Origin of the sequence: Actinomyces sp. HMT897 (assembly GCF_016626125.1) — a bacterium.
Classification (GTDB): domain Bacteria; phylum Actinomycetota; class Actinomycetes; order Actinomycetales; family Actinomycetaceae; genus Actinomyces.
This window is the reverse complement of record NZ_CP067336.1, coordinates 504,576-529,873: the sequence shown is the minus strand read 5'-3', so window position 1 is coordinate 529,873 and position 25,298 is coordinate 504,576. Positions and strand designations below refer to the sequence as shown.

Genomic DNA, 25,298 nt, shown 5'->3' with positions numbered 1-25,298 from the left:
GGTGCTCAGGCCCCGTCCAGGGGCACCCGCCAGGTGAAGCAGGTGCCGCGGCGCTCCCCGTCGGAGCGGGCCCGCGGCCCGATGACGAAGCTGCCGCCGTGACGTCGCGCCCGCTCGGCCATATTGGAGGTCCCGGAGCGGCGGGCCACCGTGGGATCCACCCCGACGCCGTCGTCCCGACAGACGATCTCCACCACCGGGGAGCCGCTGAAGGTCGGCGCGCTGCCCGAGGCGGGGCCCTCGGCGGGCAGCGCCGCGCCCGCCCGCCCGCCCCCCTGCCCCGGCGGCAGGACGCCCTCGAGCTTGACGTCCACGGTCACCGAGGAGGCATGGGCGTGACGGGCCACATTGGCCAGGCCCTCCCTGACCACGGCCACCATGTCGTCGGCGACCTCCGGGTCCACCGCCGCGTCGATCAGGGCGATGAGCTCGTCCTCCCCGGCCCGGTCGGCCGCGGACAGCCCCCGCCCGTCCACGCTGAGCAGCAGGGAGGGGGCGTAACCCAGGGATGTCCGCGCCAGGGAGGCCTCCCGGCGCAGGCGCTCCACCACCGAGACGTCCTCGTCACGGTCACGCAGGGAGCGCACGATCGAGCGGATCTGGCGCACCGAGTCGTCCACGGCGGCCAGGGAGGCCTCCAGGGCCCGGCAGGCCGTGGCGAGCCGCTGGTCCCGCCCCGCCCCGCAGCCCTCCGACTGGGCCTCCAGGCGCTCCTTGGCCGCCGAGATCTGCATCCCGGTGGCGAAGAGCTGCTGGATGGCCAGGTCGTGCAGGTCGCGCCCGATCCGGTGACGCTCGTCCAGGAGGGTGGCCACCTCCTGGGCGTGCTGGGCGTCAGCCAGCTCAAAGGCCATGGTGGCCTGGCCCGCCACCAGCTCGGCGATCTCCAGGTCCTGGTGGGTGAAGGGGGCGGCGCCCTCCTAGCGCACCAGCAGCATGACCCCCACGCCCCGGCCCCGGTGGAGCATGGGGGCGTACAGGGCGGGGCCCAGGCGCGCCAGGGACTCCACCAGCAGGTCCCCCTCGGCCCAGGCCCGTGCCAGGGACTCCACCAGCAGGCCGGTCTGGTGGGCCAGCGTGGTCAGGGCCCGCCCCCGGGCGGGGAAGCGGACGCCAATGAGCTCCGAGGCGTGGGTGCCCTCGGCGATCTCGCACACCCAGGTGTCCCCGACGCTGGGCAGGATGAGGGCCGCCGTGTCGGCGTGGGCCACCGTGCGCACCCGGCGGGCGATGAGGCTGAGCGCGTCGTCCTCCTCGGCGCCGGAGAGCAGCAGGGTGGTCAGCTCCTGGGAGACCGACATCCACTGCTCGCGCTCGCGGGCCTCGCGGTACAGGCGCGCGTTCTCCACGGCGACGGCGGCGGCCTCCGCCAGGGTCAGGACCACCGTGACGTCGCCGTCGTCGAAGCCACCGGGCTTGTCGCACAGGTAGAGGCGCCCGTAGACCTGGCCGTGCAGGCTCAGCGGCGCGGACAGGACCGAGCTGGCCGCCCCCTCCTCGATGACGCCGGTGAAGGCGCCGGTCACCGCCAGGTCGTTGTCGACCAGGACGCCCGCCTGGTGGGGGCCGGTGGGGCAGGCCGACTCCAGGAGGGAGTCGAGCTGGGCGGGGGAGGCCTCGGCCTGCCCGCAGGTCAGGGTGACCGGTGCGTCCTGCCGCTGGGAGGGGTCGGCGTGGCTGAGCACGGAGATGGTGCCCCAGGTGGCCCCGGTGATGGAGCAGGCCGACTCCACGAGCCGGCTCAGCGCCTCGGAGACCTTGAGCGAGCTGGTCAGGCCCAGTGCCGCCCGGACCAGGCGCAGGGTGTCCTTCTGGAGGTGGGGGGCGGCCTGGGAGTGGACGGCGTAGGGGCCGACGGCGTCCTCCTCGGGGCTGGGGCCCGTGGGCAGGACCAGGAGGAGGTCGTCGTCGGGCATCCCCGGGAAGACCGCGGGACGGTCCTGGGACTCCTGGGGCGGGAGGGGCTCCTGGGACCGGGGGAGGTCTGCGGGGGTGGGGGTGTCAGTCATCGCTCTGCTCCTGGGACACGGTCCAACGGTAGTCGGCGTCAGCGGACATGAGGTCGGCGTGGCTGCCCCGGCGCACGACCGTGGCGGGCCCCGACCCGGTTCGGCCCAGGACCAGGACCTCCTCGGCGTGGCCCAGGGCGCTCAGGCGGTGGGTGACCAGGAGGGTCCCCCGCCCGTCCCCCGCTGCCCCGCCGTCCCCGGAGGTGGGCGCCCCGGCGCGCAGGAGGTCCGCGACCAGGCGGTCCGCGGTGTCGGCGTCCAGGTGCTCGCCGGGCTCGTCCAGGAGCATGAGCGGGGCGGGGCAGGCCAGGGCCCGGGCCAGGAGCAGGCGGCGCCTCTCCCCGCCGGCCAGGGTGGCGGCGTCGGAGCTGACCGGGGTGTCCAGGCCCCGGGGCAGGCAGGCCAGCCAGGGCCCCAGGCCCGCGCGCTCCAGGAGGGCGGTGGCCTGGGAGGCGGTCACGTCACCGCGGGCCACCCGCAGGTTCTCCAGGACGGTGGTGTCAAAGACGTGCGCGTCCTCGGCGGTGAGGGTGACCTGTGCGGCCACCTCCTGGCGCGCCGCGCCCCAGGGGGCGACGCCGTTGAGGGTGAGCGTGCCCGCCCGGGGCTCCAGGAGCCCGGCGAGGGTCAGCAGCAGGGTGGTCTTGCCGACCCCGGAGGGGCCCACCACGGCCAGGCGCCTGCCCGGACGCAGCTCCAGGTCGATGCCCCGGGCCACCACCGGCCCCCCGGGCCAGCCCACCGCCAGGTCGCGGGCGACCAGGACCGGGCCGCCGTCAGGAGCCGGGCGCAGGTGCCGGGGGGCGGGCAGGGCCGCCGTGGAGGCCTCGGCCGACTCCACCAGGGAGACAATGCGTACGGCGGCCCCGGCGGAGGCCACCAGCTGGGCGCTGGCCGGCCCCAGGGCGCTGGTGGCCTCGAAGGCGGCCAGGGGGACCAGCACGGTGACGGCCAGCATGACCGGGTCCAGCGTCCCGGAGGCCACCGCGGGCACCCCCACGGCCAGGCAGCCCAGGACCGCCAGGCCCATGGCCAGGGTGTCCACCGCGGCGGCCAGGGCGGCGGGGCGGGCGGCGCGGTCACGGGCGCGCGCCAGACGGCCCTCCAGGTCCGCCAGGCCGTCCATGACCTGTGCCAGGCGGCCGTTGACCGCCAGCTCGCCGCCACCCTCCGCCACCGTCATGACGGTGGCGGACAGCTCGGTGGCGTGCTCGGCCCGGGCCAGCTCGGCGGCCCGGGCCGCCCGGACGGTGGCGGCCGGCCCCACGACCCCGGCCAGCGGGAGGCAAGCGGCCAGGACGGCCCCGGCGGGAGGGTGGACCAGCGCCACCCCCAGGCTCGTGGCCGCCCCCACCACGCCCGCCACCCACATGGGCAGGTAGGCGCGCACCACCAGGTCGCCCACGGCGTCCACGTCGCGGCCGACCCGCTCCAGCACGTCGCCGCGCCGCAGCCCGGCGACCACGTCGGCGCGCGAGGCGGCCAGGGCCGTGTACAGGCGGGTGCGCAGGGCGGTCATGCCGCGCAGGGCGGTGTCGTGGGAGGCCAGGCGCTCGCAGTAGCGCAGCACCGGCCGGCTGACGCCGAAGAGGCGCACCGCCACGGGGGCCACGCCCAGGGCGGCCACGTCGGGCATCTGCGAGGCCCGGGCAATGAGCCAGGCGGCCACGGCGGACAGGCCCACGGCACTGGCCAGGGACAGGCTGCCGGCCAGCACCGAGCAGGCCAGGCGGCCACGGTCCAGGTCCAGCAGGGTGGTGGCCCGGCGCAGCGCCCGGCGCTCGGCGGGGGTCAGGACCAGGCTCATCGGGCCCCCTCGGCGGTGTGGGCCGACGTCGTCGTGGCAGGCCCCGTCGGCGTCCGACCGCCGGGGGGCTTCGGCCCCGCCCCCGGCGCCGTGGGGGCGTCAGGCGCCCCGGCTGCCAGCCTGTCCCCGGCCGCCGGGGCGTCCTGGACGCCTGCCAGGGCCGGGTCGGGCTCGCTGCGCACCGTAATGACGTCCTGGGCCAGGGCCAGCAGGGCGGGGCGGTGGGCAATGACCAGGACGGTCCTGCCGGCCCCCATGAGGGCCCGCACGGCCTCCAGGACGTGGGCCTCGCTGGCGGCGTCGAGGTGGGCCGTGGGCTCGTCCAGGACCACCAGGGGAGTGGTGGAGGCCAGCGCCCGGGTCAGGGCCAGGCGCTGGCGCTGGCCCACTGACAGGCCGACCCCGCCCTGGCCGATGCGGGTGAGCCAGCCGTCGGGCAGGGCGGCCAGGACCTCCGCCAGCCCGGTGGCGCGGGCCGCCGAGACGACCTCGGGCGGCGCCTGACCCCCAGCGCGTCCGGCCGCCTCGGGCCCCATGACGTTGTCCAGGACGGTGCCGGGGGACAGGACGGGGCGTTGGGGCACCCAGGTGACCTGCTCCCACCAGGCCGAGGGCTCGATACCCGCCAGGTCGGCGAGGTCGCCGTCGGCCCCGCGTACCAGGACGCGCCCGCGGTCGGGGCGCAGGAGCCCCAGCACCACCTGGCTGGTGGTGGTCTTGCCGGCCCCCGAGGGCCCGGCCAGGGCCGTCAGCCGCCCGGGCCGGATGGTGGCGCTCAGCGGGGCCGGGGCCCAGGAGCCGCGGGCGGCCACGGCGACGCCGTCGAGCTCGATGGTGGCGGTGGCCAGGTCGGGGCAGGGGCCCGTCCCGGTCTCGGGTAGGGGGACCTGCAGGATCTCGAAGACGGCCTGGGCGGCGGCGGTGCCGCCCGCGGAGGCGTGGAACTGGAAGCCGACCTGCCGCAGGGGCTGGTAGACCTCGGGCGCCACCATGAGCACCAGGAGGCCGGTGGCCAGGTCCAGGTCGCCGTACACGAGGCGGAAGCCGACCTCCACGGCCACGACGGCCACGCTCAGGGTGGTGAGGAACTCCAGGACGGCCCCGGACAGGAAGGCCACGCGCAGGGTGGACATGGTGGTGCGGTTGTAGGCGCGCCCCAGCTGCTCCACCCGCGCGGCTGGCCCCTGCTCGCGGCCCAGCGCCTTGAGGGTGGGTAGGCCGGCGATGAGGTCCAGCACCTGGGCGCCGAGCCGCTCCATGGCCGCCAGGCGGTCCCGGGAGTGCTGCTGGGTCAGGCGTCCGATGAGGACCATGAAGACCGGGATGAGGGGGATGGTCAGGACCACCGCCACGGTGGAGGCGAGGTCCTGGGTGAGCATGACCAGGGCGACGGCGGGGGTCACCGTGGCGGACATGAGCAGCTGGGGCAGGTAGCGGGTGAGGTAGGGCTCGATGTCGTCCAGGCCCCGGGTCAGCAGCGTGGAGGTGGTGGCGGCGTGGGTGGCCTGCCAGCGCGGCCCCAGGGCGGCGGCGTGCTCCAGGACCCGACGGCGCAGCTGGGCGACGGTGTCCCGGGCGGCGCGGTGGGCCAGGGTCTCCTGGACCAGCAGGACGACGGCGCGCGCCACCACGACCGCCGCCAGGCAGGTGGCGAGCGTGGCGACGGCCCCCGGCGCGGTGGGGTGGGTGACCACCGGCGAGACGGCGCGGGAGACGAGGTAGGCCTGCGCTACGAGGAGGCCGGCGGTGAGGGTCCCGGTGACCGCCGTCGTCACAATGTAGCGGCGCGCCGCGCGGGCGTACCGCATGAGGCGGGGATCCAGAGGCTTCACCCTCCCAGGATAGGCGGTCGGGACCTTGGGCCTTGACACGGGGGTGGATCCGGTGGGAGGACGTCAGGCGCACGGCAGCGAGGAGAGGCGCACAAATGTGACGAATCGCATTTCAATCGTTTGTTCAAACGTTTCACCTCAGAAAGCCATGGTGTGCATCATAGTGCCATGCCAGCCAGGAGGGTCCAGCTCGCCGACGTCGCCGCACGCAGCGGCGTCTCGGTGTCGACCGCCTCCTACGTCCTGAGCGGCAAGGACGGGGCCCGCCGCTTCAACGAGGGCACCCGCAGGCGTGTCGTGGAGGCGGCGCGTGACCTGGGGTACGTGCGCAACCGGTCGGCCCGCTCCCTGAGGCAGGGGCGCACCCGGACCGTGGCGCTCTTCTACGAGGCGCCCATGGACCGCTTCGTGGAGCGCTACCAGCTCCAGGCGGTGCGCACCCTGCGGGAGCGCGGCTACCTGCTGGTGGCGATCGCCGTGGTGGACGGCGAGGTGGACACCATTGTCGAGGCGATCCGCTCCGGGATGTGCGACGGGGCGCTCGTGGCCTGCTCGGAGCAGACCGGGCTGCGCCTGGTCGCCGCCCAGCCGACGCCCCCGCTGCCCGTCCTGCTCCTGGGGGCCACCGCCCCCTGCCCGGGCTACGACGTGGTAATGACCGGGGAGCCCCAGGCCGTGGAGGAGGCCCTGGCCGGCCTGTGGGACGCCGGGGCCCGCCGCGTCCTCTTCGCCGGCCAGCACCGCCAGGAGGAGCAGGTGCGCTCGGACCTGCGCTGGCAGGCCTACGCGCGGTTCATGGGGGCCCACGGCAAGGAGCCGGGGCTGCTCATGACCTGCGCGCCGGACATCGCCTGCGCCTACCAGCAGGCGGTCGCCGTGCTGCGGGAGGCCAGGGACCGGGACGCGCTGCCGGACGCCGTCTACTGCGCCGCGGACCGCACCGCCATCGGCGTCGTGCTCGCCGCCCAGCACCTGGGCATCCCGGTCCCCGCCCGGATGTCCGTCCTGGGCACCGGCAACTCCCAGGACGCCGAGTACCTCGACCCGCCGCTGAGCACGATCGGTATGACGCAGGCCTCTATCGCCGCCGTGCTGGAGCACTTCTGGAGCCGTCTGAGCGACGACTCCACCCAGGCGTCCGCCATCACCGAGCGATGGCGGCTGGTCCCCCGCGGGACGACACCCGCGGTGGGGCTCTGACCAGGATCTTCCCAACTCAGCATAGGAGACGCAATGACGCGTACCCCCTGGACCTTGGCCCGTCGTTCCTTCCTGCTCGGCGCAGGCCTGACCGCCCTGGCGGCCTGCAGCTCGCCCGCCGGGGTCGGTGGGGCCGACGCCGGCTCCACCGGTGTCACCGGTGGGCGCACCGGCAAGGAGCTCCTCCTCTACCTCTCCGCCGGGCACGACTACCAGCCCTACCTCGACGTGATCAGGAGGTTCGAGACCGACAAGGGCGTGAAGGTCACCGTCCAGACCTTCCAGTGGAGCGACCTCCAGCAGAAGCTGACCGCCGACTTCCTCTCCGGGGACACCGCCGACCTGGTGGAGGAGCCGGGCGGCTTCTGGGCCACCCGGTTCGGCGCGGACGGCAACATTATGTCCCTCAACGGCTTCCTGGAGCAGGAGCCGGGGTTCCTCGACGACTTCGTCCCCGCCGGGGTCCAGGTGCGCCAGGCCGGTGGCGCCACCTACGCCGTCCCCCTGCACGTGACCATGGGCGGCCTGGTCTTCGCCAACCAGGACATGCTCCAGGCCGCCGGCGTGCAGGTGCCCACCACCTGGGAGGAGTTCCGCGCCGCCGCCCGGGCCATTGTGGCGGGGCGTCCGGTCCGTGCGGTCCTGACCACCCCCGTGCGACCCAGCCCCCAGGCGCGCTGAGGCCGCCTCCCCTCCTTCGCGAGAACGGTACTTATTCGTCGCGAGAACGGTACTTGATTGTGCTGAGAACGGGCATGCTCACAGCTGCCTCACAGGACCGGCCAGCCGGTGCGGTCCTGGGCGGGTGCCGCCTACCTGCCGCCTGGTGGTACCGCCTCCGGGACGTACCTTGGTCAGTGGGGACGTACCTTGGTCAGTGGGGACGTACCTTTAAGGTACGTCCCCGACGGCTAAGGCACGTCCCTGGCGGATCCCGGGGCCAGGCGGGCGGATCTTCTTCGGCGTGGACGTGCCCCGACGTCCCTGGCGGATCCCGGGGCCAGGCGGGCAATCAGGTGGCACCTATGAGGCTGCCGACCGCGACGGCCAGCAGCAGGGCGGCAAAGAGGGCGTTGAGTGTGGAGGCCCGCAGGCGCTGGGACAGGGGGCCTCCCGCGAGCCCGCCAGCGGTGGAGCCGAGGGTGAACAGCGCCACCGTGCCCCACGCTACCTCCAGGCCCCCGCTGGCCCGCTGGGCCAGGGAGACCAGGGCGGCGATAATCATGACCAGCAGGGACGTCCCTGCCGCCTCCCGCACGTCGCAGTGCAGGACCAGCAGGAGCACGGGGACGACGGCGAAGCCCCCGCCCACCCCGAAGAACCCCGTGAGCAGCCCGGTCAGGGTGGCTGTGAGCACCACCATGAGGACCCTCCTCGCGCCCTGGCCCGCACCCCCCGGGGTACTCGGTCCGGCGCCCTGGTCCGGCCCGGCGCCCCGACCCTGGCCAGGTGAGCCAGAGGCGGGGGCGTCCGGTACGGGGGTGGTGCGGCCACCGGGCCCATCTACGGTGCCGGGCCTGTCTGCGGCATCCGTGTCTGGCCCACCTACGGCGCCGGGTCCGTCTGCGGTGCCTGACCCACCCGCGGCGTCCGTGCCCGTGCCGCCTATGGCGTCCGGCCCACCCAGGGCCCCCCTCTGGAGGCCCTCGTCGCGGCGCTCCCGCAGGGCCCGGCGGGCCATGAGCGCCGCGACGACGACCAGGAGGGCGCAGAACATGACCATGAGGGCCTCCCCGTCCACCTGGGCGCTCAGCCAGGAGCCGCCCCAGGCCCCGGCGGCCGAGAGCAGGCCGAACAGCGCCCCGTCGCGCCACCGCACCTGCCCGTGCCGGGCCCGGGAGGGCAGGGCCACCAGCGCGGTGACCAGGACGATCACCAGGGACCCGGAGGCGGCCTGGTGCGGGCTCTGCCCCAGGACGTAGACCAGGACGGGGACCGACAGGATGCCGCCGCCGGCTCCCAGGGCGCCCACAATGAGGCCGACCCCGGTACCGATGCCGAGTGCGAGGAGAAGGGCCATTCAGTGCTCCTGGGTGCTCAGGGCCAGCCGCTCCGCCCGGTCGGGACGGGGGCGCTGACGCAGGGTCATGATCTCCGCAGGCGCGCGGCCGACCTGGATGAGCCGGGCCATGGTCCGCAGGTCGGGCAGGATCCGGGTGTAGAAGGCCCGGTAGCCCGGGCACAGGTAGTTCATCTCCTCGCCGTCGGCCGTGCGGACGAACCGGTCCTTGGGGCAGCCCCCGTGGCACAGCGGCAGCACCGGGCACCTCAGGCAGCCCGCGGGGAGCTGGACCCGTTTCTTGGCGGAGAAGTCACGCATCCGCGGCGTGGCGGCGAGCGTGGCGAAGGAGGCGTCGGCGACGTTGCCCAGCAGCCAGTCCGGCTCGACCCAGTGGTCGCAGGCGTAGACGTCCCCGTTGAACTCCAGGGCCAGGTTCACCCCGCACTCGGGGGCGTGCACGCAGGTCGGGTAGATCCCGAACAGGGCCGACAGGGCGGAGTCGACGTCCTGCACGAACACGTCCCCCACGTCGTGGGCCACCCACTCCTGGAACACCGCGGTCAGGAAGTCCCCGTACCCCTGGGGGGTGACGGAGCGGGAGGTGACGGCGTCCCCGCACTGCTGGTACATGAGCGGGACCAGCGGCTCGGGGCCGCCCGGGCCGCCCGGGCCGCCGGGACTGTGCTCGGGGCCGCCCGGGCCCCCGGGGCGGGTGCCGCCAGCCCCTGTGCCCCCGGTACTGCCGGCCCCTGTACCCCCAGCCCTGCGGGGCGCCGGGCGCCGTCGGCCCCAGCCCAGCTCGGCCCGGGCCAGGTCCGCGGCGTTGACCCGCTCCACAATGGGGATGAACTGGAGGTATCGGGCCCCCAGGTCGTCGCGGAAGTGGCGGTAGACCTCCAGGGGGTGGGCCTCGTTGGCGTGGTGGACCGTGCACAGGACGTTGGTGCGCACCCCGGCCTCCTGGAGGATGTCCCAGCCCCGCCGTACCAGGGCGTAGGTGCCCCGCCCGCCCTTGTTGACCCGGTAGACGTCGTGCAGGGCGGGGGGGCCGTCGAGGGAGACCCCCACCAGGAAGTCGTTCTCGGCCAGGAAGTCCGCCCACTGCCGGTCAATGAGGGTCCCGTTGGTCTGCAGGGCGTGGACCACCTTCTGCCCGGGGCGCCGGTAGACCTCGCAGAGCCGGACGACCTCGCGGTAGAAGGGCAGGCCCCGCAGGGTCGGCTCCCCGCCCTGCCAGAGCATGGTGACCTCGCCGTCGCCGCTGGCCGCGAGGTACTCCGCCACGTAGGTGCGCAGGGTCTCCTCGCGCATGAGCTGACGGGGGACGTCGTAGAGGAGCTCCTTGGACAGGAAGAAGCAGTACTGGCAGTCCAGGTTGCAGGCCGCACCTGTGGGCTTGGCCACCACGGACAGGGGCAGGCGCCGTCGCGCCAGGGGGCCGCCGGGCGCCCCCGGAGCCGTGTGGTCCATTCAGAGTCCTCCTCTCGCCCGGGTGCCTTCCACGGGTGCTGTCGCCGCGCCTCCGTCCCACCCGGCTACGGTGCCGGGTGTCGAGGTCGGGCGGGCGCCGACCGGCGGCAGGCCCCAGTCTGTCACGTCCGCTACCGGCTCCGCGAGGAGGTGGTTACCACGTCTGCGCAGGTTGCGGCTGGTTTGCGAAGGGCGCGCCCCCAGGTGGCCGGTCTCAGGGGAGGCGCCCCCCAGGTGGTCGCCGCTGGTCCTCGGCCCTCGACGACACGTGTGGCCCACCCTCCGCAGGGGGCGGGCCACACGGACGGATGAGCGCCCGTGGCCGCCAGCTGACAGGTGTCCTGCTCGTGGGCGACGGCGGCCACCGGGCACCCGACCGCGTCGCGCCTCAGTAGCCGATGTGCGCCTCGGGCTGGGCGGAGTCACGCACCCTGGTGGGGTGCAGGCCCTCGTCGGGGTCAATGGTCTCGGCGTGGACGCGGGCCGAGAAGACCTTGTAGCCCCAGACCGTGTAGAACAGCACCACCGGCACGAAGGCGACGGCGGCCACCAGCATAATGACCAGGGTGGTGTCCGCCGAGGCGGCCGCCACGTAGGTCAGGGAGTAGGCCGGGTCGATCGAGGAGCGCATGACGTCGGGTGCCATGGCCGCGAAGATAAAGGCCACCGCGGCACCGATACCCACGAAGTGCAGGGCGAAGGCCCAGCCGTCGCGTCCCCGCAGGCAGGCCAGGTAGGAGGCCACCAGGCCCGCGGCAGCCAGGACCAGCGGGATCCAGGACAGGACGTTGGGGGAGTAGGCCAGCTGCGCCCACAGGGCCCACACGGCCGTGACCGCCGTGGAGGCCAGGGAGGTCCTGCGTGCGAGCCTGCCGGCCCTCACCGACAGGTCGCCCCCGGTCTTGAGGGCCAGGTACAGGGCGCCGTGGTTGAGGAACAGCAGGGCGGTCACCGCCCCGCCCAGGAGGGCGAAGGGGGTGATGAGGCTCCAGAAGCCGCCGGTGAGCTGGTGGGCGGTGCCCGCCAGCAGGGTCCCGGCGGGCACCTCCGCGGCGGGGACGGCGGCGCCTGAGGCGGTCTCAATGACCTCGATCCTCATGCCGGAGACCAGGTTGGCGAACGCCGCGCCCCACAGCACGGCGGGCAGCCAGGAGCACGCCGTCAGGGCCCAGTCCCAGCGTGCGCGCCAGGTCTCGTCATTGATCTTGGCCCGCCACTCCAGGGCGCAGACGCGCACAATGAGCGCCAGGAGGATGAGGAACAGGACCAGGTAGGCCCCGGAGAACAGGGTGCCGTACCACTCGGGGAAGGCGGCGAAGGTGGCCCCGCCGGCGGTGAGCAGCCAGACCTCGTTGCCGTCCCAGTGGGGGCCGATGGTGCGCAGCATGGCACGGCGCTCGCGCTCGTCGCGTGCGAGGAGCCTTATGAGCATGCCCACGCCGAAGTCGAAGCCCTCGAGGGTGAGGTAGCCGGTCCACAGGACGGCAATGAGGATGAGCCAGAGGGTGGAGAGCGTCATGGTGTGTCCTTGTTTCCTTGTGCTTCCCTGGTCAGTAGGCGAAGGACAGGCCGGGGGCGACCTCGCCGTCGTCCTTCCTCACGGGGGTGCGTACGCCCTCACGGACGTAGCGGCGGAAGAGGAGCAGCCAGACGACGCCCAGGCCCGCGTACAGGAGGGTGAAGACGACCATCGAGGCCAGGACGGTGGCTGAGGAGACCACCCTGGAGACGCCGTCGGCGGTGAGCATGTGGACCATGGAGGTGGGGTCGGCCAGGTTGGGGACGACCACCCAGGGCTGGCGTCCCATCTCGGTGAAGATCCACCCGAAGGAGGCGGCTATGAATGGCAGCGGCATGGTCCACAGCGCCACCCGGGCCCACGGCCTGGCGGTGATGAGACGGTCCCTGCGGCTGAGCCAGAGGATAACCGCCCCCACCCCCACGGACACCGTGCCCAGGCCGATCATCATGCGGAAGGACCAGAAGGTGACCATGACGTCAGGGGTGTAGTCAACGGGGTTCCCGGCGGTGTCGGTGGCACCGTAGGCCCTGGCGTAGCTGTCCTGGAGGTCGCTCAGGCCGGGCATGGTGGCGCCCGGGTCGTTGGTGGCCATGAAGGAGTAGACGCCGGGGACCTCAATGAGGTGGACGACGCCGTCCTCGCAGCTGCCGAAGGCCATGGCGGAGAAGCCCGCCCCCGCCGTGGTCTCGCACAGGGCCTCGGCGGCGGCCATCTTGGCGGGCTGCTCCCTGGCCACGAGCTGCCCCTGCACGTGCCCGGTACCCACCACCAGGACCCCGGCCACCAGCATGACCCAGGCGCCCAGGCGGGCGGTACGCCGCCACAGGGACCGGGCCTCGACCTCCTGCCCGGCGCGGGAGGCCCTGACCATCCACCACACCGACACGCCCATCATGACGGTGCCGGCCACGAGGAAGGCGGTGGTGACCACGTGCCCGAAGGTGACCCAGGTCAGCTCGGAGGTGAGGATCTGAACGAACCCGCCCACGCCGTCGAGCTCGGCGCGCCCGGTGGTGGGGTTGACGACGGCTCCCACGGGGTGCTGCATCCAGGAGTTGGCGGCCAGGATGAACAGGGCGGAGAAGTTCACGCCCAGGGCCACCATCCAGATGCAGGCGTTGTGGAGCCGGGGGGAGAGGCGGTCCCAGCCGAAGAGCCACAGGCCCAGGAAGGTGGACTCCATAAAGAAGGCCAGGAGCGCCTCGAAGGCCAGCGGCGCGCCGAAGATGTTGCCCACGAAGCGGGAGTACTCCGACCAGTTCATGCCGAACTGGAACTCCTGGACGATGCCGGTGGCCACCCCCAGGGCGAAGTTGATGAGGAAGAGCTTGCCGAAGAACTTGGTCGCCGTGAGCCACTGCGGGTTCCTCGTGCGCAGCCACAGGCTCTCCATGGCCGCCACCAGCGGGGCCAGGCCGATGGTCAGGGGGACGAGGAAGAAGTGGTAGACGGTCGTGATGCCGAACTGCCATCGAGCCAGGTCGAGGGAGTCCAGCGCCAGGGGTACGTGGACCATCGACGCCACCTTTCGAGGACGACTATAAGACTGATAGGTAGGTCCATGACCTAGGTCAGGGATATATAGGCGGAGTGTACTGCCACAGGATGACAGGGTGTCGCAAAAACCGGGTCCCCTCGCAGGTGACGTCCAGGATGTGACACATCTTTCACTGTGCTGTCGCTGGCGCCGCCTGCGCCTACAGCGATACCGGCCCGTCGGCCCGGGGACGGGGGACGGGGCGGGTGGCTACCTGTGAGAAGATGGCGCCGGCCCTCCGCGCCTCGTACCGGTGCAGGGGCCCGACCCCTGCGGGACACCCCGACCAGGAGCCTTGCGCCGCCCAGAGCGTTGCCGCAGTCCTGGTTGCGCGGGTACCCGCGGGCCGGCGCCACCGTGCGCGCACAGACTTTCTGCTCCGTCACCCGCGGAGCAACGACCGCGCCGCGGCGCCGGTGGTACGACGGCGTCGCGGACGCCCGGAGAGTAGAGCCCCCATATGGCACCCACTGGACAGACGACCACGCCCGAGGAGCCCCAGGAGACGGCGGAACAGCCCACTGCCCGTGCCCCAAGGCGTCGGCGCAAGGCCACCGCGGCCGCCACCGCCCCCGAGCCCGCCCCCCAGGCCCCCGACCAGGACCTGACCCAGGGCCCCGCCGGCCCCGCCCAGGACCCGGACGCCGCCCAGGACGCCGACCCGGCACCAGCCCCTGAGCCGACCGCCTCCCCGGCCGGGGGACAGACGGCCGCCACCCGGGAGGACCAGGCCGAGGACTACTCGCCCCGGGAGGCGCCGGGCCGCCAGCCCCGCCGCCGGCGCAAGGCCACCGCGGCCGCCACCGCCCCCGAGCCCGCCCCCCAGGCCCCCGACCAGACCGGTGTCCAGGTCAGCGACCAGGACCAGGACCCCACCCAGGACGAGGCCCCCGACCAGGACGACCAGGACGATGCCCCCACCCAGGACGAGGGGACCGGTCCCCGGGCAGCGGACCAGGGGCCCGGCCCCGACCAGGACCCCGAGGCGCCTGGTTCCCCCACGGATCCGGACCAGGAGCCCGAGGCCGTCCTGCACCTGCCAGCGGCCTCCCTGCTCTTCCAGGTCCCCGACCCCTCCCGGGCCCGTCGCCGGCGCAAGGCCACCGCGGCCGCCACCGCGCCGGCCCCCCGGGCCGCGCAGGACCCTCCCCAGGAGGACGCCCAGGCCGACCAGGACGCTGGCGGCCGGGAGGCTGACGGCGGGGACGCTGGCGGTGAGGGCACCGCCAAGGGCGCGGGGCCCCGTGGTCGCACGCGCCGCCGTCGTAAGGCCGCCGCGGCCGCCACCGCCCCCCAGGCCCCCGACCAGGCCGGTGAGGCCCCCGACCAGGCCGGCCCCGCCCCGGAGGAGGCCGACGTCCCGGAGGAGGGGACCGCCCGCCGCAGGCGCCGCCGCGGCGGACGGGGTCGGCGCTCCCGGGGGCAGGGCGCCGAGGCCCCCGAGCAGACCGGTCAGGGCGAGCCGGACGGCGAGGAGGACGCCCAGGCGGTCGAGACGCCCGAGGCCGAGCCGACCTCGTCCACACGTCGGCGGCGACGGCGCTCCCGGTCCCGTTCCGACGCCCGGGAGGCGCGTGGACGGGACGTGCGTGACGAGGTGACCGCCCTGAAGGGATCCACCCGCCTGGAGGCCAAGCGCCAGCGCCGCCGGGAGGGGCGGGCCGCGGGACGGCACCGGCCCATCGTCACCGAGGCCGAGTTCCTGGCCCGGCGCGAGTCCGTGGACCGGCAGATGATCGTCCGGGAGGTCGACGGCCTCAACCAGATCGCCGTGCTGGAGGACGGCCTCCTGGTGGAGCACTACGTGGCGCGGCGCACCCAGTCCTCCATGGTGGGCAACGTCTACGTCGGGCGGGTCCAGAACGTCCTGCCCTCCATGGAGGCCGCCTTCGTGGACCTGGGCAAGGGGCGCAACGCCGTCCTGTACGCCGGCGAGGTCAACTGGGACGCTGCTGGCATGGAGGGCAGGCCGCGCCGTATCGAGGACGCCCTCTCCAGCGGCGACCCCGTCCTGGTGCAGGTCACCAAGGACCCGATCGGGCACAAGGGCGCCCGCCTGACCAGCCAGGTCACCCTGGCGGGCCGCTACCTGGTGCTGGTGCCCGGGGGCACCATGACCGGCATCTCCCGCAAGCTCCCCGACACCGAGAGGGCGCGCCTGAAGAAGATCCTCAAGAAGGTCGTCCCCGACGACGCCGGCGTCATTGTGCGCACCGCCGCCGAGGGCGCCAGCGAGGAGCAGCTGGGGGCCGACGTCGAGCGGCTCCTCAAGCAGTGGAGGACCATTGACAAGAGGTCCCAGTCCATCTTCAGGGGCTCCGCCAAGGCGCCGGCCCTCCTCAAGGGCGAGCCCGAGCTGGCCCTGCGCGTGGTGCGTGACGTCTTCAACGAGGACTTCCGCAAGCTCATCGTCTCCGGCCCGGAGGCCTGGCGCACCATTAGCGAGTACGTCTCCGACCTCAGCCCGGACCTGGTGGAGCGTCTCGAGCACTGGGTGGATCCCGAGGACGTCTTCACCGCCCACCGCATTGACGAGCAGCTCGCCAAGGGCTTCGACCGCAAGGTGTGGCTGCCCAGCGGCGGGACCCTGGTCATTGACCGCACCGAGGCCATGACGGTCATCGACGTCAACACCGGCCGCTTCACGGGGGCCGGGGGCACCCTGGAGGAGACCGTCACCCGCAACAACCTGGAGGCCGCCGAGGAGATCGTGCGCCAGCTGAGGCTGCGCGACATCGGCGGCATGGTGGTCATCGACTTCGTGGACATGGTCCTGGAGTCCAACCGGGACCTGGTCCTGCGCCGGCTGGTGGAGTGCCTGGGCCGGGACCGCACCCGCCACCAGGTCACCGAGGTCACGTCCCTGGGCCTGGTCCAGATGACCCGCAAGCGGGTGGGTCAGGGGCTCGTGGAGGCCTTCTCCACCCCGTGCGAGTGCTGCGGCGGCCGGGGCTTTATCGTCCACGACGCCCCGGTGGAGAACCAGCAGGTGGACATGTCCGCCTCGGCCTCGCGCTCCGCCGAGCGGCGCCCTCGCCGGTCCCGCTCCGAGGGCCCCAGGAAGACCAAGGGCGCCGCCAAGGCGGCCAGGAAGGCAGCCAAGGAGGAGGCCCCCCAAGAGGCCGAGGACGCCGGTGATACGCCGGGGCAGGCGGAGGCCGCACCGGCCCCCGAGCACGACGAGGCCCGTGCCGCCGTACGCGGCGCCCTGGCCCAGATCGCCGCCGCCGCTGAGCACGCCCACGAGGCCAAGGAGGACTCCGACGCCTGACCGGGATGGGTGCCGGCGTCGGGCACGGGGGCGCCCCCGTGCCCGACGCCGGCCCGCGGATCCTGACGGAGTGGCTCACGGCCCGTAGCCGCCCCGTGCCTAACGCGGCGGGGCCACCGCGCTGGCGTGCGGAATAACACAGGCACCCGCTTGCCCCCGAGGTTGGCCCCCGGCCGGACATCCCCTAGAGTTGTCTGCCGGTGCCTCGCGCACCATTGCCCAGGAGATCGCCCTCCTGCCCGTCCGGGCCGAGGTCGTGGCGGTCTGAGACGCACTCGACAGAATTGAGCAACAAGTGGTCTACGCGATCGTCAAGGCCGGCGGCCGTCAGGAGAAGGTCTCCGTCGGCGACGTCGTGGTCGTCGACAAGCTCGCCGGTCAGGTCGGTGACGAGGTCAACCTCGCCCCCGTCATGCTGGTGGACGGCGACAAGGTCACCGCCACCGCTGCCGACCTGGCCAGGGCCCGTGTCACCGCCGAGATCGTCGGTGAGGAGAAGGGCCCCAAGATCCGTATCCTGAAGTTCAAGAACAAGACCGGCTTCCGCAAGCGCCAGGGCCACCGCGCTCAGCTCACGGCCGTCAGGGTCACCGCCATCAAGTGACCTCCCGGCGTCTTAGCCCGGCGTCCTGAACGCTCCCGCACGAGAAGAAAGAAGCCTCACCATGGCACACAAGAAGGGCCTCGGCTCCTCCCGCAACGGTCGTGACTCGAACGCCCAGCGCCTCGGTGTCAAGCGCTTCGGCGGCCAGGTCGTCAAGGCCGGCGAGATCCTTGTCCGTCAGCGTGGAACCCACTTCCACCCCGGCCTCAACGTGGGCCGCGGCAACGACGACACCCTGTTCGCCAAGGTCGCCGGCAGCGTCGAGTTCGGTACCCACCGCGGCCGCAAGGTCGTCAACGTTCGGACCGGGGCCTGAGCCTCCTGCGCCCCGCAGACCCTGAGGGCGGACGGCCGTAGCCGTCCGCCCTCGTGCTGTAGGCCGCCCCCCACCCCACAGGAGACCCACATGCCCACCTTTATCGACCGCGTCGTCCTCCACGCCCGCGGCGGGGCCGGCGGCGACGGCTGCACCTCCGTCCACCGTGAGAAGTTCAGACCCCTGGCCGGTCCCGACGGCGGCGACGGCGGGCACGGCGGGTCGGTCACCCTCGTGGCCGACCCACGCACCAGCACCCTGCTGAGCTACCACCGCTCACCCCACCGGCGGGCCGGGTCCGGCACCCCCGGCATGGGCGGCTGGCGGCGCGGTACGGACGGCCAGGACCTGGTCCTGCCCGTGCCCGAGGGCACCGTGGTCAAGGACGACCAGGGGCAGGTCCTGGCCGACCTCCTCCAGGGCGGGGACCAGGTCGTGGTGGCCCAGGGCGGTACCGGGGGGCGGGGGAACTTCTCCCTGGCCTCCTCCCGGCGCAAGGCCCCCGGGTTCCACCTCCTGGGCCTGCCCGGCCAGGTGCGTGACGTCACCCTGGAGCTCAAGAGCATCGCGGACGTGGCCCTGGTGGGCTACCCCAGCTCCGGCAAGTCCTCCCTCATCGCCGCCATGAGCGCCGCCCGCCCCAAGATCGCCGACTACCCCTTCACCACCCTGGTGCCCAACCTCGGGGTGGTCGAGGCCGGGCAGGTGCGCTACACCATTGCCGACGTGCCCGGCCTCATCCCCGGGGCCAGTACCGGCAAGGGGCTGGGGCTGGAGTTCCTGCGCCACGTGGAGCGCTGCGCCGTCATCGTCCACGTGCTGGACTGCGCCACCCTGGAGCCGGACCGGGATCCCCTCAGCGACCTGGACACCATCGAGGCCGAGCTGGCCGCCTACGCCCAGCGCCTGGGGGAGGAGAACGACCCGGAGCGCACCGGGCGCCTCCCCCTCATGGAGCGTCCCCGGGTGGTGGTGCTCAACAAGGTGGACGTCCCCGACGCCGCCGAGATGGCCGAGTTCGTCACCCCCGACCTGGAGGCCCGCGGCCTGCCGGTCCACGCCGTCTCGGCGGTGGCCCGCACAGGCCTGCGTGAGCTGTCCTTCGCCCTGGCCTCCCTGGTGGAGCGGGCCCGCCAGGACGCCGCCGCCCACGAGGCCGCCTGCGCCCAGCGCCCTGTTATCCGCCCCGCCTCCGTGGGACGGCGTGCCAAGGAGCCCGTCGCCACCGTCCGGCGCGTGGGCCACCCCGTGGAGGGCCACGTCTACCAGGTGCGCGGGGAGCGGCCCGAGCGCTGGGTCCTCCAGACCGACTTCGCCAACAACGAGGCCGTCGGCTACCTCGCCGACCGCCTGGCCGCCGCCGGGGTCGAGGAGGAGCTGGTGCGGGCGGGGGCCCACGCCGGCGACCCCGTGCTCATTGGCGAGCTGGACGGGGGGGTGCTCTTCACCTGGGAGCCCACCGTGACCACCGGCGCCGAGCTCCTGGGCGCCCGGGGAACCGATACGCGGGTGGAGGACTACCACCGCCGTACCAACACGGAGCGTCGGGCGGCCTACCACCGGTGGATGGACGCCAAGGAGGCCGCCCGGGCCGAGCTGCGCGAGGAGGCCGAGCAGGGCCTGTGGACCGACCCAGGGGCCTGGGACGAGACGGACGGGGTGTGAGCGTGGGCGGCGTCGAGCGTCCCGGGAAGCTGGCCGTGGGCCACGGGGCCGAGGCCCCCGGCGGGGCGGACCGGCAGGCTGGCCCACAGCCTGCGGGCCCGGGGCGGCCTGCCCGCCTGCCGTCAGGGGCCCGGGTGGTCCTCAAGATCGGCTCCTCCTCCCTGACCCGTGACGACGGCGGGCTGGACCTTAACCGCATTGACGTCCTGACCCGTCTCATTGCCAGCCTGCGGCACCGCGGGCACGACGTGGTCCTGGTCTCCTCCGGGGCCGTGGCCGCGGGCCTGCCCGCCCTGGGCATGGAGCGCCGTCCCACGGAGCTGCGTCTGCTCCAGGCGGCCGCCTCGGTGGGGCAGGGGCGCCTGGTCGCCAGCTGGCAGACGGCCATGAGCGCCTACGGGACCGTGGCCGCCCAGGTGCTGCTCACCGCCCAGGACGTGGCCGTACGCAGTCACTACCGCACCGTGCGGGCCACCTTCGACGCCCTGCTGACCATGGGGGCCGTGCCCATAGTCAACGAGAACGACGCGGTGGCCACCACCGAGTTCAGCCTCGGGGACAACGACCGCCTGGCGGCCCTCGTCTCCCACCTGGTCACCGCCGACGTCCTGGTCCTGCTGACCGACGTGGACGGGGTGTGGACGGCCCGGCCCGGGACCCCCGGGGCCCGCCCCCTGCGCTACGTGGCCGGCGGCGCCGACCTGGCGGGCGTGGATGTCTCCGACAGGGGCTCGGCCCTGGGCACGGGGGGTATGCGCACCAAGGTCCAGGCGGCCGCCATCGCCTGCGCCTGCGGAACCGCCACCCTCATCGCCCGGGCCGACGACGCCGTGCCCCTCCTGGGCGGCTCCGCCCTCCCGGACGACCTGGGGACCTGGCTGGCCCCCACCGGCCCGCACCGCCCCAGCCGACGCCTGTGGATGGCCTACGCCTCCGTGCCCGAGGGGCGCCTGCTGGTCGACGCCGGGGCGTCCCGGGCCCTGACAGTGGGCAAGAAGTCCCTCCTGCTGCCCGGGGTCACGGGGGTCGACGGCGACTTCGAGGCCGGGGCGGTGGTCGAGGTCGTCGGCCCCCGGGGCCCGGTGGCGCGCGGCGTCTGCCGCTACGCGGCGGCCGAGGTCGCCGAGGTGCTGGCGCTGCGGGGCTCGCGGTGCGCGGTGCCCGAGCACGTGGCCCCCGTGGTCCACCGTGACGACCTGGCCGAGCTGCCCCGGATCCCCTGAGCCCCGTGCCGGGCCCCTCACCCAGGGCTCCTGCACCGGCGCCGGCGAAGGGCCGACGAGCCCGTGGTGCGCCCCTGCTACGAGGACGCCGGCGCCGGCGTCGGGCACCGCGCGCCCGCAGGCACCCGCCCGCGACGCCGCCCGGGTCGGCTCTGGCGGGGGCCGCCCCAGGGGGCTGTGTAGAGTGGGGTCATGACGCAGACACAGACGGATCCGAGCTCCCAGGTGCCCGACGGCGTCGGGGCTGACGCCACCGCCCTGGTGACCCGGGTCGCCCGGGCCGCCCGCGCCGCCCAGAGGCCCCTGGCCGCGGCCACCACGGAGCTCAAGGACCGGGCCCTGGAGGCCATGGCGCGGACGCTGCGCGACCGGGCCCCGGACGTCCTGGCCGCCAACGCCGCCGACGTGGAGCGGGCCCGAGCCGCCGGCATGAGGGAGGGTCTCGTGGACCGCCTGGCCCTGAGCACCACCCGCCTGGAGGGGGTCGCCGGGGCCCTGGAGGAGCTCACCACCCTGCCCGACCCGGTGGGGCAGGTCGTTGACGGCCGACGTCTGCCCAACGGCCTGGAGGTGCGCCGCGTCCGGGTGCCCCTGGGGGTGGTCGGCATGGTCTACGAGGCCCGTCCCAACGTCACCGCGGACGTGGCGGGCCTGGCGGTCAGGTCCGGCAACGCCGTCGTCCTGCGTGGGGGCTCCGCCGCGCGGGACTCCAACGCCGCCATTGTCGCGGCCCTGCGCTCGGCCCTGGCCTCGGTGGGCCTGGGGGAGGACCTGGTGTCCAGTATCGACGCCGCCGGGCGGCAGGGCGCCCGGGCCCTCATGCGCGCCCACGGCCTCATTGACGTCCTGGTGCCCCGGGGCGGGGCGGGGCTCATACGCACGGTGGTGGAGGAGTCCACCGTCCCGGTCATTGAGACCGGGTCGGGCAACTGCCACGTCTACGTGGACGCCTCGGCCGACCTGGCCCAGGCCGTGGACGTCGTGGTCAACGCCAAGACCCAGCGGGTGGGGGTGTGCAACGCCGCCGAGACCCTCCTGGTCCACCAGGCGGTGGCCGGGGACTACCTGCCTGCCGCCGCCGCGGCCCTGTGGGAGGCGGGCACCACCCTGCACGCCGACGCCGCCGCCCGCGCCGTCCTGGCCGAGGCGGCCCGGGGGCGTGAGGACCTGCTCGCGGAGGCCGGTCAGGAGGACTGGGCCACCGAGTACGGCTCCCTGGACCTGGCCGTGCGCGTGGTACCGGACGTGGACGCCGCCGTGGAGCACGTGCGCGCCTACGGCACCGGGCACACCGAGGCCGTCCTGGCCCGGGACGTGCGGGTGGTCAACGCCTTCGTCGCGGGGGTGGACAGCGCGGTGGTCATGGTCAACGCCTCCACCCGGTTCACCGACGGCGGGGCGCTGGGCCTGGGTGCCGAGCTGGGCATCTCCACCCAGAAGCTCCACGCCCGCGGCCCCATGGGCCTGGAGGCCCTGACCAGCACCATGTGGATCGTCCAGGGTGACGGGCATATCCGTCCCTGAGTGTCCCGGAGCCGGGGACGCGCGGGCCGGAGCCGGGGACGCCCGCCCCGGACGTCGGGGGGCCGACGCAGGACTCCCGCGTTCCTGCGGCCCTCGTCGTCGGGCGCGCCCCGGGCGAAGGGCCGATACCCCCTGGGCCTGCGGGGACCGGGACCCCGGTACGGCACCGGGCGGGGAGCCCGAGGACGGCCGGACCGCGCCGCGCGCCCCCCGGCGCCTGCGCACCAGTGCGGTCCTGCTCACCCTGGCCGCCCTGGCCTACTCGCTGTGGCTGCTGCCCCCCATGTGGACCTCGGGCCTGTCCGTCCGCGACGCCTACGTCTCCGAGCTGGCCGCCACGGGGCGCCCCACGGCGGCGGCGGCCCGTGCCGGGGACGTCACCTTCGCCCTCCTGTGCCTCCTGGCCTGCCTGGCGGTCCTGCGCCCGCTGCCCGGCACCGCCCCGGCGCGGCGGGACGGCACGGATCGTGTGGCTGGCAGGGATCCCGGATGCGGCGCCGCTCCGGCGCGGTGGGACGGCGCCGCCCGCCCGGACCACCCCTCCCCGGGCGCCGGCGGCCCCCCGCAGGCGGGGGGATGGCACGCCCTGGCCCGGTGTCGGCGGGGGTGGACCCGGTGGGGCTGGTGGCTGTGGTGGGGCGGGCTGGTGGTGACCGCCACCGCCACCCTGGTGGACGCCGCCGCCCCCATGGACTGCGCGCTCTCCCTGAGCTCCTGCCAGGCCCACCTGGCCCAGCACACGTCCCTAAGGCACCACGTCCACGAGGCCGCCTCCATTGTGGTGGGCGCGGCCTGGGTGGCGGTGCACCTCGGCGCCTTCCTGGCTACCCGCGGCACCCCGGCCCGGGGCCCCTGGCAGGTGACCCGGCGGCTCTCCCCGGTGGTCCTGGCGGTCACCGTGGTCTACTCGGTCCTCTCCGGCGTCCTGGAGCTGGTGGGGCGCGGGGCCGGCGTGGCCCAGCGTGTCCACCTGCTCGTGGTCCTGGTCTGGTGCCTGGGGGTGGCCGCGGACCTGTACCGGCAGGGTCGCGGCCGCGCCCGCCCACGGTCGGGCCCGGGTACCGGGTGAGGCACCCGGGCCCGGCTGGCCTCAGTCCTCCACGTCCACCCAGGCCCAGCCCATGGGCTCCAGCTCCAGCTCCCAGGAGCGGCCCTGGCCGGTGACGGTGGTGGAGACGGGCTCGTAGGCGTTGTTCGTCACCAGGAAGCGTCCCCGGTCCGGGTACCAGGCCACCTCGGTGGCCGTGTCGGAGGTGAACCACCAGGTCTCCACCAGGTCCTCACGCCCGGCCGCCCAGTACAGGGCGCGCTGGAGGGTGCGTGAGTTCTCGTGGGAGTAGGGCAGCCCGGAGAAGTAGACCGCCCGCCCCCGCCCGAACTCGTTGGCGGCGATGCGCACGGTGCCGTCCTGGTAGGACAGGACCTGGGTGCGGGGGCTCACCGCGTAGATGTCGTGGCCCGCGCCCTCGCCGTCGTCAAAGGCCCCCGACAGGTCCGCGGTCACGGGGTGGGAGTCCACCATGGTGGGGTAGCGGTCGGTGGACAGGGTGAGCTGACGCTCCTCGTCCACCCCCAGGACGTCGGAGAGCTGGAAGAAGGATCCGCCCTTGGCGTAGGCGGTGGGCTCACCCACCCCGATGAGGCCGTGGCCAGCCGCCACCCAGGAGCGCAGGAGCTCCACCAGGCGCGGGTCGTCCCAGACCGGGCCGCCGGAGTAGGCGGTGTCCGCCGCCCCGGCGTTGACGAGCACGTCCACGTCGTCGGGCACCCCGCTGGCGAGCACCTCCTCAAAGGCCAGGAAGCGGACCGTGAAGGGCAGGCCGGCCAGGGACTCCAGGACCCCGACGTAGGAGTAGGTGGCCTTGTAGCGCAGGGCGTGCGCCACCATGTGGGTCTGCCAGGAGCGCAGGGCGCCCCAGTGGTTGAGGACGCCGACGACGACGGGCGCGTCCTGGGGGCGCTGGCCGCCGGAGAACTCGTGGATGTCGCGGAACTCCTGGGCGATCTGCGTAATGCGTGACACGAAGTCGGGGAACTCCAGGGCCAGGGAGACGTAGCCGCCGTAGCCCATGCGGTCCAGGGGGTGGCGCACCACGGCCCGCCGGGAGGTCATCCAGGAGTCGTTGGCCTGGCCCACCGGGTCCCCGCCGTCGTGGTTGAACACGTCGGGGAAGAAGTAGGGCAGGAAGCGGATCTCGGTGTACCTCACCGCCGGGACGTCGCTAATGAGACGGGTGGTGGCGGCGCTGCCAGCGCTGCCCACGACGGCGTCCAGGCCGATGGAGGCGAAGTGCTCCCCGTAGGGCTCGGTGCCGATCCAGTTGTCGCCCAGGAACATCATGGCCTCACGGCCCGCCGCGTGGGTGATGTCCACCAGCTCCTTGGCCCGCCGGGCCACGAACCGGCTGGTGAAGTCCATCCAGTCGCGGAAGCGGGGGGAGGGCACCCGGAACGGGGAGTTGTAGTAGCCGGCGTCCACGAAGTCCTCGGCCCGCAGGGCGTAGCCGTACTCGGCCTCGAAGGCGTCCAGGGCCTGGGGGGACACCGAGGCCGAGTAGCCGAACCAGTCCACGAAGCGCTCCTTGGCCTGGTCGTTGAAGGCGATGGTGAAGTGGTAGAAGAAGGTGGTGAAGCGCACCACGTCCACCTCGGGGTGCTCGGCGAGCCAGGTGGTCAGGGCCTGCCGGGCGTGCTCCCACACCCCGTCCTTGCGCACGTCGTAGGGGCGTTCCCTGACGCGGGTGGGGTCGGTCTGCCCCCAGCCGTTGGTGATGTAGTTGTACATCTGGGTGGTGTCCCACACCTGGTCCGCCAGGAACCCGACGGTGTACTCGTGCCAGGGGACGGGCTCGTGGACGGTCAGGACGCCGGTGGACTCCTCCACGTCCCAGCCCGGGACCGGCACCACCTGGCCGGTGGTGCGGTCAATGACCTCCCAGAAGCGCTCGACGCGCTCGTAGCAGGGGCGGAACTGCTCCCGGTAGTACCCGGCCAGGACGTCGATCCGCAGCGGGCCGGGGCCCGTGGCGGTGACGCGCTCGCTCATGAGGTACTGGTTGACGAGGGTGTCGGGGTGGGCCAGAGCCCACTCCTGGTCCCCGCGGGCCGGGAAGTAGGTGGAGTACACCTTGTCCACGAGCTCGGAGGCGATCTCGGGCAGCCAGGTGCCGTCGGAGTTGCGTACGGCGTCGGCGCCGAGCGCGGCGGCGAGCTCACGGATCTGGTCGTCAATGCCCTCCTGGATGGGCATGGTGACGCGACCGGTCGTACGGGGCATGGTTCTCCTTGAGGGCGGTGGGGGAGTGCGGTTCGGGTG

General features: G+C 74.0%; 16 protein-coding genes and 1 pseudogene. 9 read left to right on the top strand and 8 right to left on the bottom strand.

Going from position 1 to position 25,298, the window contains the following annotated elements:
• Window positions 1-5: 5 nt before the first annotated feature.
• From JJJ15_RS02175 to cydD, 3 genes and pseudogenes are all read right to left on the bottom strand, one after another.
• Window positions 6-2,009: pseudogene (locus JJJ15_RS02175) on the bottom strand (GAF domain-containing protein).
• Window positions 2,002-3,816, bottom strand: coding sequence for a thiol reductant ABC exporter subunit CydC (cydC, locus tag JJJ15_RS02170; protein ID WP_200511305.1), 1,815 nt, complete (start codon window positions 3,814-3,816; stop codon window positions 2,002-2,004). The pseudogene JJJ15_RS02175 and the gene cydC overlap by 8 nt, the downstream one beginning before the upstream one ends.
• Window positions 3,813-5,648: a thiol reductant ABC exporter subunit CydD gene (gene cydD / locus JJJ15_RS02165; protein WP_200511304.1), complete on the bottom strand. Its 1,836-nt coding sequence runs from the start codon at window positions 5,646-5,648 to the stop codon at window positions 3,813-3,815. Before cydD ends, cydC begins: the two co-directional genes overlap by 4 nt.
• A 168-nt stretch (window positions 5,649-5,816) precedes the next feature.
• On the opposite strand from cydD, the gene JJJ15_RS02160 reads away from it, so the two are divergent.
• A complete protein-coding gene (locus JJJ15_RS02160; RefSeq protein ID WP_200511303.1) occupies window positions 5,817-6,848 on the top strand; it encodes a LacI family DNA-binding transcriptional regulator in 1,032 nt (343 codons plus the stop codon).
• 33 nt (window positions 6,849-6,881) lie between these two features.
• Window positions 6,882-7,529 carry an extracellular solute-binding protein gene (locus tag JJJ15_RS02155; protein WP_200511302.1) on the top strand — a complete coding sequence of 216 codons (648 nt, stop codon included), beginning with the start codon at window positions 6,882-6,884 and terminating at the stop codon, window positions 7,527-7,529.
• Between the two features lie 331 nt (window positions 7,530-7,860).
• Here the strand turns inward: JJJ15_RS02155 and JJJ15_RS02150 are convergent, their stop codons facing one another.
• The 4 genes from JJJ15_RS02150 to JJJ15_RS02135 all read right to left on the bottom strand — a co-directional run bounded on the left by JJJ15_RS02150 (window position 7,861) and on the right by JJJ15_RS02135 (window position 13,358).
• The gene (locus tag JJJ15_RS02150) at window positions 7,861-8,868 is read right to left on the bottom strand and encodes a sulfite exporter TauE/SafE family protein (RefSeq protein ID WP_200511301.1); all 1,008 of its coding nucleotides are present in this window, start codon (window positions 8,866-8,868) and stop codon (window positions 7,861-7,863) included.
• Window positions 8,869-10,320 carry an anaerobic sulfatase maturase gene (locus tag JJJ15_RS02145; RefSeq protein WP_200511300.1) on the bottom strand — a complete coding sequence of 484 codons (1,452 nt, stop codon included), beginning with the start codon at window positions 10,318-10,320 and terminating at the stop codon, window positions 8,869-8,871.
• Between the two features lie 388 nt (window positions 10,321-10,708).
• Window positions 10,709-11,839, bottom strand: coding sequence for a cytochrome d ubiquinol oxidase subunit II (gene cydB, locus JJJ15_RS02140; RefSeq protein WP_106109288.1), 1,131 nt, complete (start codon window positions 11,837-11,839; stop codon window positions 10,709-10,711).
• 31 nt (window positions 11,840-11,870) lie between these two features.
• Window positions 11,871-13,358, bottom strand: coding sequence for a cytochrome ubiquinol oxidase subunit I (locus JJJ15_RS02135; RefSeq protein ID WP_200511299.1), 1,488 nt, complete (start codon window positions 13,356-13,358; stop codon window positions 11,871-11,873).
• A 481-nt stretch (window positions 13,359-13,839) separates the two neighbouring features.
• Between JJJ15_RS02135 and JJJ15_RS02130 the strand changes: the two genes are divergently transcribed.
• From JJJ15_RS02130 to JJJ15_RS02100, 7 genes are all read left to right on the top strand, one after another.
• Window positions 13,840-16,650, top strand: a complete 2,811-nt coding sequence (locus tag JJJ15_RS02130; protein WP_200511298.1) for an Rne/Rng family ribonuclease — start codon at window positions 13,840-13,842, stop codon at window positions 16,648-16,650.
• Between the two features lie 295 nt (window positions 16,651-16,945).
• Window positions 16,946-17,254 (top strand): 50S ribosomal protein L21, encoded by a 309-nt coding sequence (gene rplU, locus JJJ15_RS02125; protein WP_246742112.1) that lies wholly within the window; start codon window positions 16,946-16,948, stop codon window positions 17,252-17,254.
• Between the two features lie 61 nt (window positions 17,255-17,315).
• Window positions 17,316-17,570: a 50S ribosomal protein L27 gene (rpmA, locus tag JJJ15_RS02120; RefSeq protein WP_106109284.1), complete on the top strand. Its 255-nt coding sequence runs from the start codon at window positions 17,316-17,318 to the stop codon at window positions 17,568-17,570.
• A gap of 90 nt (window positions 17,571-17,660) precedes the next feature.
• Window positions 17,661-19,235, top strand: coding sequence for a GTPase ObgE (gene obgE / locus JJJ15_RS02115; RefSeq protein WP_200511297.1), 1,575 nt, complete (start codon window positions 17,661-17,663; stop codon window positions 19,233-19,235).
• Window positions 19,236-19,369: 134 nt separating this feature from the next.
• Window positions 19,370-20,458, top strand: a complete 1,089-nt coding sequence (proB, locus tag JJJ15_RS02110) for a glutamate 5-kinase (RefSeq protein ID WP_200511883.1) — start codon at window positions 19,370-19,372, stop codon at window positions 20,456-20,458.
• A 192-nt stretch (window positions 20,459-20,650) separates the two neighbouring features.
• Window positions 20,651-21,982, top strand: a complete 1,332-nt coding sequence (locus JJJ15_RS02105; RefSeq protein WP_106109282.1) for a glutamate-5-semialdehyde dehydrogenase — start codon at window positions 20,651-20,653, stop codon at window positions 21,980-21,982.
• Entirely contained in the window at window positions 21,960-23,051 is a 1,092-nt protein-coding gene (locus JJJ15_RS02100) for a DUF998 domain-containing protein (RefSeq protein ID WP_200511296.1), read from the top strand. The genes JJJ15_RS02105 and JJJ15_RS02100 overlap by 23 nt, the downstream gene beginning before the upstream one ends.
• A gap of 21 nt (window positions 23,052-23,072) precedes the next feature.
• Here JJJ15_RS02100 and gnpA read toward each other — a convergent pair whose 3' ends face one another.
• Complete coding sequence (gene gnpA, locus JJJ15_RS02095) at window positions 23,073-25,259, bottom strand: 1,3-beta-galactosyl-N-acetylhexosamine phosphorylase (protein WP_200511295.1); 2,187 nt, start codon at window positions 25,257-25,259, stop codon at window positions 23,073-23,075.
• Window positions 25,260-25,298 lie beyond the last annotated feature (39 nt).